Source organism: Macellibacteroides sp., from assembly GCF_050251695.1.
GTDB classification, from domain to species: domain Bacteria; phylum Bacteroidota; class Bacteroidia; order Bacteroidales; family Tannerellaceae; genus Macellibacteroides; species Macellibacteroides fermentans.
Genome location: NZ_JBFWMI010000080.1, coordinates 1 through 14,120 on the forward strand (window position 1 = coordinate 1; position 14,120 = coordinate 14,120).

Below are 14,120 nucleotides of genomic sequence, written 5' to 3' on the forward strand. Positions count from 1 at the left end.
TGCCAGACGCTCCTCTTTGGTGGATTGTTCGATACGAGGTGGCGTCATGATAGTAAATCTTTCCAATTACTCTTAATTAAGCCTCCATGATAACAGATAAGCTCTTCAATCTCATAAGAGAATAGATGCTTTACGGACTCTTTAGCTTTATCTGCATCGTAGGCAAAATGAGGATATGGAATAACAAGCTTATCATCAATCAACACAAGTGCATCGCCTGCAATAAACGTTTTATTTTCTTTGATGTACAAAGAGATATGGCCGGCTGTATGTCCGGGAGTGAAAACCACCTCTATCCCATTTCCAACAGGTAAAATTTGATGATTTTCTAAAACTTCATTCACCTCAGCGCCTTCAACACTTTCTAACGTCTTATGGAATATAAGGGCTTGCTCTTTGTCGACCTCCGACATTGAAGGATATATCTTCTCTGCTTGCTCCAACCGCAATGGTTTTCTTTGCTTTTCAATGTATTCTTTCTCTATCTGGGAAGCCAATATTTTGACATGAGGGAACCTCCGCTTGAGCGCTGCTAATGAACCTACATGATCATAATCGTGATGTGTTATAATGATATGGGTTAATTTATCAAGTGAAATATCATTTTGTTTAGCCGATTCTTCAAGTAAACCAATCTGATCAGGATAACCTGTGTCAACTAAAATCATAGTTTCATTATCTTGTATAATGACCGGATTTATTGTCTGTGAGGTTCCGTTATACTCAAAACTAATATCTAATACATTTATCTTCATTCTAAACTATTTAACTATTTTAAATAATTACAATCTATCATTCTTAATCTACTAAATATAAACAGATAGACAGACTAACTTCCCGATGCAGCACATTTACACTATTTAGTATTAGCGTTATCGCCTTTTAAGCGGCACATACCTCATTTTATAAATAGACAGTCAAGCGCAAAGTCAAATCCATTTCCGATAATATACAAAGAGCTTTCTTTCATATCTATTGTATTTTATACTATAGCCTTTAAAAAAGTTATCGTTCCAGAACGTTTAATTTCTCTATTATAATTTTTTTATACTGCTCTTTCATATCATCAGGCAAAAACGATATGTCAATAAATTGAGACCACTTGCAGACAGCCTTTTCAAATCTAACAAATATATTATCTACAATCTTCTTCTCTAAGCCGCTACTGTTCATTGCAACTTCAAAATCGGAACGCTTTATTTTACGTTTCTTGCCATTGAGCGTTAAGGCAAGTTCTTCTGTATCTTCTGGCATTACAAGTGCTGTGGAAACCATATCGTATGCAGGAGTCAGTGAATAGATTCCTTTCCGTAGACTGTAAAGAGAGAAATTTTTTAAATGCATATCTGCATTACCTATAATCCAGGAAAAGACAACTTGTTCCCAGAAATTCACAACATCTAATTTGGGCACAGACGAATACCTCATGATTAGTTTTGCTATCTGTTCATACGATCCTTTGTATTTATATTCAGTGAGACGTTCAGATAATTGGCACATATCTTCCATGGCAAGTTTCTCGCCTTTTGGACCTCTGTCTATGCGTTTGGTAACATAAGCCAATTCTCCATCTTCAAAACGGATGAGTGAATGAGGAACGGTCTTGATTTTTGCCAACCCGGCAAGATGCATGCTCAAGTCTTCTACTTCGGGTAAATGCTTAAACTGGTCTGTTTGAGGTTTTAAAATATAGCCTCCCCATAATCCAACAATAGTAAACCGTTGTGACTCTCCTTTTGATTTTTCTATATCAAGTGATAGTTTGGCTTGTACACCTGTAAGTGCGGTTTGAGAACGAACTATTTGTTCCGCTAATGACTCGATTTCATTTTTAGCATATGGTAAGATAGGTGCTGTAGTACTTCCAAATATCTTTTTAGCACAGCGAGAATGAAAATGAATCTCGCCAGCTGCTAACGCTTCATAGCAGTATAAACATCTATTCATATTTATTCAATATTTAGAATGGGGTTAACACTAACAGATCCAATACAATCTTTGCAACATGCAAGTAGTAATGACATTCTATCCAGACGGTTAAGTTTCCAACTCTTTTCGGCAATATCCAGAAGCCATCCTTCAGGAATTAATCCGTCAAAGAATGGGAAAAGAATCTTTTCTACATATGGCTTATCTGTCAAAGGAAGAGTAAGACTTATTGCCTGTGCATCATCTGATTGCAGATAATTAGAATCATACTGAAAGGTGTAACCATTTTCATCTTCAGTCAAAATCCCTGCAACGAGGTTGTAGTTATAGATTTTAGCCTGTCTCATAAATTAGAAGATTTATCCATAGCAACAACACCAACTTTTGCACCGAATAGGTTCAGTACTTGATTCACCTTGTCAAGACGTAACGTTTCTTTACCTTGTTCCAATTCACGCACAAAACGTAGGCCTACGCCGGATTTTTCGGAAAGATCTACTTGTGTCAAGCCATGCTCTTTGCGCATTAACTTTACATATTCAGATAGAGAAGTTGTGTTCATATTATACCCTTTTGGTTGCAATATAATTCAAATCCATCAATATTGCAACCGATCAGGTATAAAATCACTTCTTAATACGCACATTATACCTAATAGGGTATAACAACTGTGATAGCACAACGAAGAAGAGATTATTATTTTTATTTTATAAAATCTTATTTCTCAGCGCTCGTACGCTTTCCAGATGGCTTTGCCAATTTGAGCTAGGATGTCGTACCCGGACCCGGCATCTGTGCCAAGCGTTGAGTCGGTCAAGAAGATTGCGTATGCAACTCGTCTTCCATCCTCAAATTCAATTATTCCAACATCGTTTTGTGCGGCGATAATGCCTTGACTATTGGCTCCCGAAAATCCTGTTTTACGAGCAAAAGTAACAGTCTTAGGAACGAGTCTATTGATCGAACCTGTAGATGCACTTGCCATTATTTCCCACAAAACGGCCGTATTCGCCTTATCGAGCAATTTACCTTCATTCATTAATCGAAGAAAATCAACCATCGCATTGGGGGTAGTCCAATTATCGAACTGCACCGACCACGAGCTTTGAATCTCTGCTTCGGTGTTGCGGATATTGATTTTTTTAGCTCCAAGACGATTGACAATATCTTGAATACGTGCCGCACCTCCGATTTTGTAAATTAAAAAATCAGTAGCGCTATTATCACTCTGGGCAACCATATATTTCATCACACTTACCAAGGGTAATCTCACTCCATCAGGCCATCGCTCACGAATAGGGCTCCAAAGGTCAGGCGACAAATCCGCTTTGGTAAGTGTAACGCTATCCGACAATGAAAACTCGCCCCTACTCACACAATCGAGTAGAGCCACCCCTATCGGAAACTTAAACACGCTCTGCATCAGGTACTTATCATTTCCGTTTATAGATATGGATTTGCCCGTCGAAAAGACATACAAAGCAAATCCCAACTTCAAGTCTTTACCACCGACAATAAATTCAATCTCTTTTTTAAGTTCTGCCGTCTGCCCAAAACAAAGGTTAAGGTTACACAACAGTGCCGATATAAATAGTAATATTCTCATTTTAATTTCATTTTTAGGATCGGAAACGGATTGCCTTCTTCATCGAAGTCTGTGCGTTCAAACACTTCGAATCCGAGATGCTCATAAAACCCCATCGCCTGCGAATTTTGCTCATTTACATCCACATACTGAACCTCGTATTGTGAAATCGCAAGCTCAGCTAACTGCCTTCCAACCCCTTTGCCGAAGTAATCGGGCGATACAAAAAGCATCTCAATTTTACCGGCTTCAATCCCCATAAAGGCTATAGGGTTATGATTTTCAGATGCAACGACAAGAGTTTCTATACCGGACAACCCAGTCTTTACAAATAGGGTAAGTTTCTGAATATCATCTTCGGTCAGAAAATGATGCGTAGAACGTACCGATGCCTCCCACAATTTGGTTAAAGCATCGATAAGTTTATCTGTTCTTTCAGGATTTATAGTGACCATTTCAATTATTTGCCGATACAGAAAGTGAAGAATATCTGATTATCAGGCAGTTACAAGTAAGAGGAACGAAAATTGGGCCAAAAAATCGACCTCTGTAAGTCGCTGTGTATCAGCGTGTTGTAAACAAGTGCAAAAATCGGTCATTTTCAACATGTCCTTTGAAGTTTAACGTATTTAACTGTTCTTTACACTGAATATGTCATAGTTAATCAGAATTACTACTAATATTCATGTGCCGCAGAAAGTATTAGAATACATTCTAGTCGAAGTATCTAAGACTAATTATAATCTTTCACTAGTGTCCACTAAAGATTAGCGGATTCCCCCGTAAGTTATTAAATAACAATGCATTAGAGTTCATATTCCTGCGTGACGATTTGAATGGATTACATTTGCAACCAATAAGCAAACGACTCATTCGATGAACACCGGAAAATATATATTCTCTCAACTTGTAGAGTTCCTGCCTCAAAGAGTTTTTGATGCAATTGTCATGAAATACGAAGGTAACAAATATGTGAAGCACTTTACGTGCTGGAATCAACTCCTCGTAATGATGTTCGGGCAGTTGAGTAACCGTGACAGTCTTCGTGATCTTGTGACAACTCTCGCAGCTCATGGAAGCAAAGCGTATCATCTTGGCTTTGGCAAGCATGTAACGAGAAGTAATCTTGCAAAAGTCAACGAACGACGAGAACCCAAAATCTTTGAGGAGTTTGCTTATCGGATGATTGATATTGCAAGAAAGAAACGAATCAACAAAGATTTTGAGATAGACGGACAGGTATATGCCTTTGACTCGACCACCATCGACCTTTGTTTGCGTGTCTTCTGGTGGGCAAAGTTCAGACACACTAAGGCTGGTATCAAAATGCATACGCTTTACGATGTTGAAACAGACATACCCACGTACATACATGTTACTCAAGCAAAGCTTCATGATCAGAATGCAATGAACTCTATTCCTTATCAGCCAGGGGCTTATTACATTTTTGACCGTGGATATTTTGATTTGAAGAGACTCTTTCATATTACAGAGATTGAATCGTTTTTTGTTATACGGCAAAGAGGGAATCTCCAATATGAAATCCTTGAAGAACTTGATGTCAACCATAATAAAAATGGCATACTCTCTGATCAACTTATAGAACTGACAGGTTACAACACTGCCAAGAAGTATCCGGAAAAACTTCGCAGAGTTGTCTACTATGCAGCTGATTTGAACCGAACTTTTGTCTACCTGACCAACAACTTGGAAATACCTGCTCTGCAAGTTGCCCTCTTGTATAAATATCGTTGGCGAGTGGAACTCTTTTTTAAATGGATTAAGCAACATCTTAAGATTAAGTCCTTCTGGGGGACAACTGAAAGTGCTGTAAGAATCCAGATATTTACCGCTATCACAGCTTATTGCATGGTAGCTATTATAGAGCATGACCTTAAATCGCATAGGACGACATACGAAGTGTTGCGAATTTTGAGCGCTTCCCTGTTTGACAAGAATCCGATCAAAGAACTCTTTGCTAATGAGCCTGTATGTGATACTGAAGATGGTCAATTAACTCTTAATTTATTTTAGTGGACACTAGTGATAATCTTTCTCTAACTGCTTATTGCAAAGGTAGTTATTTTTGTTGATTTAGAGACATAAATAACTAATAAAATCCTCACACATACGTTATCTAGTAGAACATCCTGTTAGGTTCCAGTAAAAAAAGAGTATCGAAGGCTGTGTTACTAGTGATGAAATGTTTCACAGAATGTAATATGGTTGTTTGTAAACTTTGTTCTCTAAAGATGAGCATGCAACCGGTAGTGCAACCGGTAGTGCAACCGGTGGTGCAACCAATGGTCCAATTTCTACTCGGTGAATATGTCACCACACTTTCCACCTAAATATATTCAACCATTTCTGCATGCAAAAGTGAGGCGGAACTATATCGTTCATCAAACTGCTTTAATCGAATAAGCAAACTTTTATAAGTGTTTGTCCTTTATTTATTGATTGCCAGTTGATTGTATTTGCAGAAGTGTTTAAACATACCATACATGGAACTATATTCTGTTATTTCTGCAAGAGTTCCTATGCTCTCTATTTCAAGTTTAGAGTTTAGGTTTAATATTCTTATATACATAAAAGGTAAACCTTAAACTCACTTTCTTTTTTTTGATTGGTCGTATTAGATTAACCAGTCAAAAAAGAAATATCTCAATCTGTTCATAATGAGTTTAAGGTTTAAGTCTATTCACTCTTATATACATATAAGCTAAACCTAAACTTGTAAACCCGTAGCAAGGGGTTATTTTCTTTTTTCACTGGTCTTGTTACGTTCTCACTAACTCTTTTATGGAGTGCATGTGTACTCTTATATTTTATCCTTGATAAATCACTTTCTGGGATTTGATAAGAATTAGCTGCAAAGGTACTTGTTATGTCTTCTTCATTGCAAGGTCAAGCCTTACTGGTTTCTTGTTAAAATCTCCACCTATACAGGTTGTATTTGAACAGAAAACTTTGCATGACGAACCATAACACCTTTTGTGAGCATCAAATTTTTAATCAATCCCGAAAGTTTAGATTTAAATATAGGGAAGTAAACAAAACAACCATATGGACTATACAAGAAAATTTGTTGAGTGGGATGTTCCTGCGTTGAGCACCCTTAATGGCTGTAAAGCCTACCAACTGCGTGAGAGACTTAATAATGGTGAGAAACTTGACAGAAGCGAGAAGAACTGGCTGACTGAGGCTATCAACCACAATACCTATTCACGTCGTGGCGTACCTGTAATGGGATGGCTATTCGACTTCACTGATGCAGTTCACCTCTACTGGGTACGCCAATATGGGAGAATTACCGAGTATTATGCGACTGATAAGACTGCTCTTCGCAACATCCTTATAGGTAAGGTAGATAAAATCGTTGAACTTATATAATACTGAGATTATGGCAAATTATGCAACCAATCTGTTCTATGCGAACACTGAGTGTGAGAAAGACCTCGACCGCATCGAGAAGTTTCTATCGGACAATTTCTTCACTTGCTATTCTATGCGTGAAGATGAGTTTATTGACGCTGAATTTGAATCCAAGTGGAAATATCCTTCAGAACTCATTGATGGGCTTATCAAGAGCCTAGACGAGCCGAACAAAGTTTATATTCGTGTTCTGAGCCACGAGCTTGCCAACGAATACGTTTCGTTCCGCATCTATTCACAGGGAGAATGGGAAATAAGATATTAACCTAAAGCATTTTGATTATGTACGAATATGAAGAAGACACTGAAATAATCGGGGCTCATTGCACATTGCTAGAGCCATATAGAGGCTACACAGAAGGGCAAATTGTTGCCGACTATGGCATTCAGCTAGTTGTCAGAATAACAAGCGGAGCTGAAATAGTAGCCTATCGTGACGAGGTTATTATCCTGTAAGCAAAAATATGGCCCATCTGATTTCAATCTCAGGTGGGCTACTTTTTTCTTTGACTGGTGCTGATGCCAGTTTACTTTTATATTGATTCAGATAGCTTTGCTATGAATGGTTAATCCCAATCAGCAAAATCATCTGCGTCCCACATCATGCGGGGCAGATCTGGGTAAAATTCATTTTTAGGTTTAGCTTCAGCTTCATCTTCACAATGGCAATGTCCACATTCACAGTGACCGCACTGGCATTCGCCACCGCATTCACTTCCACATGTACAGTTGCACTCTTCTTTTATATCGTTCTGTTCCATACCTTTTTATTTTTCAAAACGACTGCAAAGATTCAGTATTTTGGGTAAAACGCCAAAGTTTCATTTTGCTAATATACTGTTGTATAGGCGTATGGATAGGAATTTCCATACATTTTTCTTTTATAATCCATTTCTCTTATTCCCGAATGCAGCATATTATATCGTACAGCAATCACCGCCAGTAACACCTTTATTCACGGCGAAGGTAAATGTTTCCTTCTGAACGCAAAGGTCGGAGCCTTGCAGGTTAAAGGACACAATCTCCACACTTTCAGGTAGTATTCTGCGCTTTAAACCTTTGCTTTACTCAGCTGGCAACACCTTCTATTGCCGTATAAAGGTGAAACTTACCGACGGCGACAGACGACGGAAAAATAAAAAAAACTGCATACGGGGAGAAATCTTTCAATAAAGGCTCAACTCCCAGCAGCTCATGATTCAAGAATAATTTTAATCCAAGCAACATGAAAGTATTATATTCAGCCGATTTGCGTGAGTACTCAAACGAAGAACTCATGTGTACATTATCAGAGAGAGCAGCCGATGAAGCTAATCCAAATATCTCTTTTGATGATTTTGTTCGTTCCCTTAGTCCAGCAAAGAAGAAATTTGCTCTATCTGTTATCGAACTCTACAAGAGAGACGTTCAGAGCAAGAAGGAGGTAACGACTATCACGGGTAGCGAGTCTATCTACAGAATAATGTACCCACATCTTTATGGTTTACAGGTTGAAGAAATGTGGGCAATCTTTCTAAATACAGCCGGCAGACCTTTGAAGGCTCAACGATTTTTCCAAGGTGGACATTCATTCACAGCAGCTGACCCTAGAGTAATTATGAAAGAGGCTTTGCTTTGTTGTGCAGCTAGTGTCATTGTTTGCCATAACCACCCAAGTTTGTCAAGGAAGCCTAGCCTTGACGATGATAGAACCACAGATAAACTAAAGAAGATTTGTGATGCTTGTGGAATTAGATTTTTGGACCATCTCATCTTCGCAGGAGACGAGTATTATAGCTATTCTGATGAAGGACGTATCTAAAATTATAAAGTGTAGTTGGCTAATCACTGACTACACTTAGTGGTAAAACTTGTCCCTTTTATATGTTCTGGGAACCATATCTTTCCGATTTGTCAAGATAAGAGAATAATATTTTAGAAACCAGCTCATTCGCTTGGTTGAATGACCATTCTACCATACTTTTGCAGTGCGAGATTTCGAGACAAAATGAAATCTCTACAGCGGTAGAGATAGTAGTAAACGTTGAGAATCGGTGGATGGTATAATATTTATCATCCACTTTTATATTTTAATTTGGCAAAATATTTAGAATAATGAAAAGCACAGTAATAACTTTTGGAGTTCTTTTTTCTTTTGTTTTTTGTTCTTGTGGTGGTAAAGCTACAGGTCAGACAAATGAAGTAATATCTGATTCATTGACTTACTACTATAGCAAGGGTGATTGGAAAAATGCAGCTATTTGGCTAGAAAAGGCAGAATCCAAAAATATAAAGAATCTGAGTTTAGTAAAAGCAGAGATTTTAGGCGGACAAGGTCATTATGATGACGCAATTAAGGTTGTCCACGATGCTTTAAATACGCCAGAGAGTGCTGACAATAAGCATATGTTCTATAATACACTTGGTGGTATTTATTGGTTGAAAGGAGATAAGAATAACGCTGTCAAGTCATATCAAGAAGCTATAAAGATAAACCCTAACTATGCCAGACCCTATATTTTCTTAGGTGAATTATTCGCTCAGGACGGTGAAACTAAAGAAGCTATAGAGAATTATTTAAGTGCAGTCCGATTATTTGCGGAACACAACGTAGCCGATGAAACAATTACTTATTCAACTGCTGTAACCAAATTAGATAGTTCTAATATTGAAGGTTATAAGTATCTTCAATATGGGTTCTTTATGAAGAAGGATTATGAGAAGATTGTTTCTGTGGGCTTCAAAATCGATGATTTATGTGTCAAGCAAGGAAATAAAGTTGAAGAATATGCTAATATGTATTTTATTGGTATGGCTCTAAACAAGCTTGAAAAATATAAAGAAGCCATTGTCTGTTTGAAACATGCGGCTAATGATCCTCAGACATTACAGGAATATCGTAGAGAAATTGCACTTGAATTCTGTACTGCATACGAAGCTTTGGATAATAAGAAAGAGGTCGAATTTTGGGAACAGTATGCAAAGTAGTCAAATCAAACTTTGATCGTCAGAATTTCAGTGATGTCCGTGAGATAGTTTCCACTTCTATGCTCACTTTTGACGTGCCAAGCTTGTTTTTCGGTTCCTTCAATGCCTAGACGAATACTTTTAACACCATATCTTTGGTTCAGATTATCTATAGCAGCCATAAGCTTGCGTCTGTCCATACGATTCTTTACTTCATCAAAGAGGTTCTGCTGGATTGGCAAATCATTATGGATGTCACTCAAGATGACTCCTGAGCGCTTGTAGCGAATGTCATTTCGGTACATTGATTCTAATAGCATCATTGCTGCATTTGTTATCTCCAGAGTATCTGAGGTAGGAGTGGCAAAGTTGAAGGTGGCTCCATTGCTATACTGTTCCAGGTCCTCACGGAAATAGTTGCTTGCGATGAATACGGTTACGCTTCCTGCAACAGAATGCTGACCACGCAATTTGTTTGCGCAACTACTGGCAAAGTTGGCAATGGAAGCTTTCAGTGATGTGAGGTCACCCACCATATCTCCAAAGCTTCTTGATGTGCAGATGGTCTGACGTTGCTTTACCTCGGTTGTATCTATACAAGGCACTCCATTAAGTTCCATCCATGTTTGCAACATTGGCTTGTTGAAATGGCTTCTTATCCAGCTCTCTTTCTTGTCTGCTAGTTCCAGTGCAGAATGAATGCCATAGTAGTTAAGTTTCTCGAATGTTCTTCTGCCAATGCCCCATACATCGGCAAGGTCGAAGATTTCGAGAGCCTTTCGTCGTTTCTCGTCTGTGTCTATCAGGCAGACACCGTTATAACCTTTATATTGCTTGGCGAACTTGCTTCCCATCTTGGCCAGGGTCTTACTTGGAGCTATGCCACAGCTGGTTGGAATATCTGTATAAAGCTTTACCTTCTGGATAAGTTTACGCATATAATCTTCTAGGTTATAATGCTTCTCGTACCCATCTAGGTAAACAAATGACTCATCTACACTATACTGTTCTACTTTTTCAACCGAGCTTCTCAGTATGTTGACTATACGCTTGGACATTGCAGCATAGAGTTGCATGTTGGTGGAGAAGATTGCCACTTTGTTGCGTTCAACAATATCTTTGACTTTAAAGATTGGATCGCCTCGATGCAAACCAATGGCTTTTGCCTCTGGAGTCAAAGCCACTATACACCCGTCATTCGAAGACAAAACACAAGTTGGTTTACCTTCAAGGCCCGGATGAAAGACTTTTTCAACCGAGCAGAAAAACGAATTTGCATCTACAAGGGCAATCATTTCTACTTGGGCTTATTGATGATAAACGTAACTACACCCCAAACGCTAAAGCTGTCACCCTCCATAATTTCCATCATTGGAAACTCTGGATTAGCCGGTACCAAATAGCGTTTTCCATTAATCTGTTGAACACGTTTTACGGTGTATTCGCCATTTAGCTCACACACGGCAATCTGGTTCTTATCAGGATTGCGTTGGCTCTTGTCCACGATAATCATATCTCCATCATGAATACCAGATTCTATCATGGAGTTACCCTGAATTTTTACCAAATAGCTGGCATCAGGGTGTGGACAGAGCATTCTCAGAAGATCTATATCCTGAGAAATTTCTGTATTATCGAGCGGAATTGGGAATCCTGCCACCAATTTTATATCGAAAAATGGTATATGAGCTTCCATCATTCGACCTGCAGGAATCACTTCACCCAACTTTGAAAAGTCGGGATTATCAGTGGGCATCTGCTGCAGGTTCACCGTTGTACGAATGCAATCTTGTATAAATTGCGTTTTGTTCTGCTGAGATTCTATCATATTTGATATTTCTTCATCTGCTTTAAAAGAATAAGTCTTAAAACTCGTTTTAGGTCTGCCAGCTCCTGCTCGCTTGCCACCATGTCCTTTTTTATCGTTTATTTCCTTCATTGCTCCAAAACTTCATAAGTTGGGCACAAAGTTACGAAATAATCTTGATAACGTATTACGAAATCAAGATTTATTTATTCAGCTAAATGAATAGCATTATATATCGTCATTGAAAAGTTCGTATAGTTAATTAAAAGTATAATATCGATAATTTAATAGTAGTCAAATTATTCGATATTTCCTAATTATTGGTCAGTTTGCGAAAATATTTGGAGTATATAAGAATATTTATTATGAAATTGCCTTCGTCTCATCGAAAGTTAGTAAATTTGCATTGAACGTTAATTTATTAATATGGCAAAAGTTAATAGAATAAAAGCGGCATTGGCAGAAGCGGATAAAACCAATCTTTGGTTAGCAGAAAAGATTGGTCGTGATCCTGTAACCGTTTCAAAGTGGTGCACTAATACCACTCAACCTGATTTGCAAACCCTTGCAAGAATTGCTGAGTTTCTCGGGATTGATATTCGAGAATTATTGGTCAGTACAACTAATAAAATCAACTAAAGCATTCATATAATGGCTCTCTTAGTTTACAAGTTTTCAGATTATGAACACACGGCAGAACGTGAGCAATACAGAGCTATCTGTAAGCAACTTAAGTCTTTGTATGCAGAAAATGAAGGCTTGTGTATTTTTATAGCTAACTATAATATTTATGATTGTGAGCTTGATGGCATTCTGATTAAGAATGATGCAATCATGTGCGTTGAATTTAAAAATTATGGTGGTACTGTTATTGCTGTTGATAATGGTAATTGGAAATTGTCAGATGGAACCATCATTAAAGGTGGTTCTAGGAAATCAGTTTATCAGCAGGCCAATATAAACCATGTTGCAATTAAAAGGGGTTTAAAAGATGGGAATGTATTGTCCGCTAAAACATTGCAAAACGTTGCTGCTCTTGTTGTTTTTCACCAGCCTATAATATTAGAAAACAGATTATCTCAAAAAACGCAAAGTTGGTTACATATTTGTGATGAATCTTCTTTTATTGAAAAAGTCGAAGATATAACAAGTAAGACAACGAACCTATCTAACAACGATATTCTAGAATTAGTCGACAAGATGGCACTTGATGAAGACTACCTTGATAATAATTATAGTAATATTGAAGTCTTGAAGGATGATACTGTTTTGAGTGTTGATTGCAATAGTCAAGAAGAACCATATTCCTTAAACGAAACTCTTAAACAGAAAATTCATGAAGATAAATCATTTTCAATTCTGTCTAATGTTATCGCCGATGAAGAATCTATGGACGAGGAAAAACAAGGGTTAACTTCTTTTGTAAATCAAATAGTTAAAACAATAATAGGAGAAGGTAAATGTAGGGTATTTGTAGTCAAAAGCCGTGATGCTTATGCGTTGTTCGAAGAACATGATATTCATTTATCGCAGAAATATATTATAGTGTTAGAAGGCAGTAATATCGAATCCTATTGTCAAAAACTGAGCAAGTTCACAAATCATGTTGTTCAGAAATTTAATACTAATTTGATATATTGGCAGGACGGGCCAAATATGGATGATATAGCTATTGAAACTTCTGATGTTACTGAAATACAACAATCATCTACAGATATCGATCTCTCCAGTCAAGTCCTTGCTCCTAAAATACTAAGTCCTAGAAAATGCAAAACTGTATTACCGCATTGGTTAGACATTTTTTTATTTTCAAACATGCAGGCATCGTATGCTCCAGAACATAATCGTTATGAGTATAATCTCGATTTAAATCAGGATGAAATCAAGGTTTATTTGGGAACATACTTTCCAAGGAGTTATGCAGAAACATTTTGTATATACGATAATATTTTGAGTAATAAGTCTTATCTGAATATGCTTAATGAGCAGAATGTAATTAATATTTTGGATATTGGTTGCGGTACTGGTGGTGAACTCTTTGGTGTTATAACTTCAATTACAAAATATTTGTCTTCTCCTAAAGTAATAAATATTTATGCTTGTGATGGAAATGCTCAAGCATTAGAGGCATTGGAAGAAATATGCAATGTGTCGAAAGTACATACCCATCATCAGATCAACTTGACGACAGTAAGAAAATTATATGCCCTAAAAACAAAACTAGATACTAAGGAAATTGAAAAGTTTTCTTATGATATCATATTATGCAATAAAGTTATTTGTGAATTGATATCATTAGTGTCCCGTTAAAATCGGGACGAGTTAATAATTAATCAAACAACCCCGGAATAAGGGGATTAAATTGATCTTTGACATCATTGAAATTAGTCTTATCAAACAGATCTTGTAAAGGTGTTT

17 protein-coding genes are annotated in these 14,120 nt (G+C 37.4%); 8 read left to right on the top strand and 9 right to left on the bottom strand.

Annotated features, from left to right (window positions below; translation table 11 throughout):
• Positions 1-44: 44 nt before the first annotated feature.
• The 6 genes from AB7E53_RS11450 to AB7E53_RS11475 all read right to left on the bottom strand — a co-directional run bounded on the left by AB7E53_RS11450 (position 45) and on the right by AB7E53_RS11475 (position 3,969).
• On the bottom strand, positions 45-755 hold the full coding sequence (locus AB7E53_RS11450) for an MBL fold metallo-hydrolase (RefSeq protein WP_446775748.1): 711 nt from the start codon (positions 753-755) through the stop codon (positions 45-47).
• Positions 756-1,005: 250 nt separating this feature from the next.
• Positions 1,006-1,947 (bottom strand): HipA domain-containing protein, encoded by a 942-nt coding sequence (locus AB7E53_RS11455; RefSeq protein ID WP_446775750.1) that lies wholly within the window; start codon positions 1,945-1,947, stop codon positions 1,006-1,008.
• Between the two features lie 2 nt (positions 1,948-1,949).
• Positions 1,950-2,276 (bottom strand): HipA N-terminal domain-containing protein, encoded by a 327-nt coding sequence (locus tag AB7E53_RS11460; protein WP_421467796.1) that lies wholly within the window; start codon positions 2,274-2,276, stop codon positions 1,950-1,952.
• Complete coding sequence (locus tag AB7E53_RS11465; protein ID WP_079682841.1) at positions 2,273-2,491, bottom strand: helix-turn-helix transcriptional regulator; 219 nt, start codon at positions 2,489-2,491, stop codon at positions 2,273-2,275. The genes AB7E53_RS11460 and AB7E53_RS11465 overlap by 4 nt, the downstream gene beginning before the upstream one ends.
• Positions 2,492-2,653: 162 nt before the next feature.
• On the bottom strand, positions 2,654-3,535 hold the full coding sequence (bla, locus tag AB7E53_RS11470) for a class A beta-lactamase (protein ID WP_446775752.1): 882 nt from the start codon (positions 3,533-3,535) through the stop codon (positions 2,654-2,656).
• Entirely contained in the window at positions 3,532-3,969 is a 438-nt protein-coding gene (locus tag AB7E53_RS11475) for a GNAT family N-acetyltransferase (protein ID WP_446775754.1), read from the bottom strand. The genes bla and AB7E53_RS11475 overlap by 4 nt, the downstream gene beginning before the upstream one ends.
• Positions 3,970-4,390: 421 nt before the next feature.
• Between AB7E53_RS11475 and AB7E53_RS11480 the strand changes: the two genes are divergently transcribed.
• The 4 genes from AB7E53_RS11480 (at position 4,391) to AB7E53_RS11495 (ending at position 7,405) form a co-directional block, all read left to right on the top strand.
• The gene (locus AB7E53_RS11480; RefSeq protein ID WP_446775756.1) at positions 4,391-5,548 is read left to right on the top strand and encodes an IS4 family transposase; all 1,158 of its coding nucleotides are present in this window, start codon (positions 4,391-4,393) and stop codon (positions 5,546-5,548) included.
• A 1,032-nt stretch (positions 5,549-6,580) separates the two neighbouring features.
• Positions 6,581-6,907: a molybdenum ABC transporter ATP-binding protein gene (locus AB7E53_RS11485; protein WP_446775758.1), complete on the top strand. Its 327-nt coding sequence runs from the start codon at positions 6,581-6,583 to the stop codon at positions 6,905-6,907.
• A gap of 10 nt (positions 6,908-6,917) precedes the next feature.
• Positions 6,918-7,214 carry a hypothetical protein gene (locus AB7E53_RS11490; RefSeq protein ID WP_446775760.1) on the top strand — a complete coding sequence of 99 codons (297 nt, stop codon included), beginning with the start codon at positions 6,918-6,920 and terminating at the stop codon, positions 7,212-7,214.
• A gap of 17 nt (positions 7,215-7,231) precedes the next feature.
• Entirely contained in the window at positions 7,232-7,405 is a 174-nt protein-coding gene (locus AB7E53_RS11495) for a ribonuclease P (protein ID WP_446775762.1), read from the top strand.
• A 110-nt stretch (positions 7,406-7,515) separates the two neighbouring features.
• Here AB7E53_RS11495 and AB7E53_RS11500 read toward each other — a convergent pair whose 3' ends face one another.
• On the bottom strand, positions 7,516-7,710 hold the full coding sequence (locus AB7E53_RS11500; RefSeq protein WP_446775764.1) for a hypothetical protein: 195 nt from the start codon (positions 7,708-7,710) through the stop codon (positions 7,516-7,518).
• A 464-nt stretch (positions 7,711-8,174) separates the two neighbouring features.
• Between AB7E53_RS11500 and AB7E53_RS11505 the strand changes: the two genes are divergently transcribed.
• Positions 8,175-8,750 carry a JAB domain-containing protein gene (locus tag AB7E53_RS11505; protein WP_446775766.1) on the top strand — a complete coding sequence of 192 codons (576 nt, stop codon included), beginning with the start codon at positions 8,175-8,177 and terminating at the stop codon, positions 8,748-8,750.
• A 293-nt stretch (positions 8,751-9,043) separates the two neighbouring features.
• Positions 9,044-9,916: a tetratricopeptide repeat protein gene (locus AB7E53_RS11510; RefSeq protein WP_446775768.1), complete on the top strand. Its 873-nt coding sequence runs from the start codon at positions 9,044-9,046 to the stop codon at positions 9,914-9,916.
• Between the two features lie 5 nt (positions 9,917-9,921).
• Here AB7E53_RS11510 and AB7E53_RS11515 read toward each other — a convergent pair whose 3' ends face one another.
• Both AB7E53_RS11515 and AB7E53_RS11520 read right to left on the bottom strand, forming a co-directional pair.
• A complete protein-coding gene (locus AB7E53_RS11515; RefSeq protein WP_446775769.1) occupies positions 9,922-11,190 on the bottom strand; it encodes a Y-family DNA polymerase in 1,269 nt (422 codons plus the stop codon).
• 2 nt (positions 11,191-11,192) lie between these two features.
• Positions 11,193-11,834: a LexA family protein gene (locus tag AB7E53_RS11520; RefSeq protein WP_446775771.1), complete on the bottom strand. Its 642-nt coding sequence runs from the start codon at positions 11,832-11,834 to the stop codon at positions 11,193-11,195.
• Positions 11,835-12,128: 294 nt separating this feature from the next.
• On the opposite strand from AB7E53_RS11520, the gene AB7E53_RS11525 reads away from it, so the two are divergent.
• Positions 12,129-12,341, top strand: coding sequence for a helix-turn-helix transcriptional regulator (locus tag AB7E53_RS11525; protein WP_446775773.1), 213 nt, complete (start codon positions 12,129-12,131; stop codon positions 12,339-12,341).
• A 12-nt stretch (positions 12,342-12,353) separates the two neighbouring features.
• Positions 12,354-14,012 carry an NERD domain-containing protein gene (locus tag AB7E53_RS11530; protein WP_446775775.1) on the top strand — a complete coding sequence of 553 codons (1,659 nt, stop codon included), beginning with the start codon at positions 12,354-12,356 and terminating at the stop codon, positions 14,010-14,012.
• Positions 14,013-14,120 lie beyond the last annotated feature (108 nt).

Bases quoted from the DNA above. Each gene is read 5' to 3' on its own strand.
- AB7E53_RS11450 (WP_446775748.1), bottom strand. From the start codon at position 755: ATGAAGATAAATGTATTAGATATTAGTTTTGAGTATAACGGAACCTCA.
- AB7E53_RS11455 (WP_446775750.1), bottom strand. From the start codon at position 1,947: ATGAATAGATGTTTATACTGCTATGAAGCGTTAGCAGCTGGCGAGATT.
- AB7E53_RS11460 (WP_421467796.1), bottom strand. From the start codon at position 2,276: ATGAGACAGGCTAAAATCTATAACTACAACCTCGTTGCAGGGATTTTG.
- AB7E53_RS11465 (WP_079682841.1), bottom strand. From the start codon at position 2,491: ATGAACACAACTTCTCTATCTGAATATGTAAAGTTAATGCGCAAAGAG.
- bla (WP_446775752.1), bottom strand. From the start codon at position 3,535: ATGAGAATATTACTATTTATATCGGCACTGTTGTGTAACCTTAACCTT.
- AB7E53_RS11475 (WP_446775754.1), bottom strand. From the start codon at position 3,969: ATGGTCACTATAAATCCTGAAAGAACAGATAAACTTATCGATGCTTTA.
- AB7E53_RS11480 (WP_446775756.1), top strand. From the start codon at position 4,391: ATGAACACCGGAAAATATATATTCTCTCAACTTGTAGAGTTCCTGCCT.
- AB7E53_RS11485 (WP_446775758.1), top strand. From the start codon at position 6,581: ATGGACTATACAAGAAAATTTGTTGAGTGGGATGTTCCTGCGTTGAGC.
- AB7E53_RS11490 (WP_446775760.1), top strand. From the start codon at position 6,918: ATGGCAAATTATGCAACCAATCTGTTCTATGCGAACACTGAGTGTGAG.
- AB7E53_RS11495 (WP_446775762.1), top strand. From the start codon at position 7,232: ATGTACGAATATGAAGAAGACACTGAAATAATCGGGGCTCATTGCACA.
- AB7E53_RS11500 (WP_446775764.1), bottom strand. From the start codon at position 7,710: ATGGAACAGAACGATATAAAAGAAGAGTGCAACTGTACATGTGGAAGT.
- AB7E53_RS11505 (WP_446775766.1), top strand. From the start codon at position 8,175: ATGAAAGTATTATATTCAGCCGATTTGCGTGAGTACTCAAACGAAGAA.
- AB7E53_RS11510 (WP_446775768.1), top strand. From the start codon at position 9,044: ATGAAAAGCACAGTAATAACTTTTGGAGTTCTTTTTTCTTTTGTTTTT.
- AB7E53_RS11515 (WP_446775769.1), bottom strand. From the start codon at position 11,190: ATGATTGCCCTTGTAGATGCAAATTCGTTTTTCTGCTCGGTTGAAAAA.
- AB7E53_RS11520 (WP_446775771.1), bottom strand. From the start codon at position 11,834: ATGAAGGAAATAAACGATAAAAAAGGACATGGTGGCAAGCGAGCAGGA.
- AB7E53_RS11525 (WP_446775773.1), top strand. From the start codon at position 12,129: ATGGCAAAAGTTAATAGAATAAAAGCGGCATTGGCAGAAGCGGATAAA.
- AB7E53_RS11530 (WP_446775775.1), top strand. From the start codon at position 12,354: ATGGCTCTCTTAGTTTACAAGTTTTCAGATTATGAACACACGGCAGAA.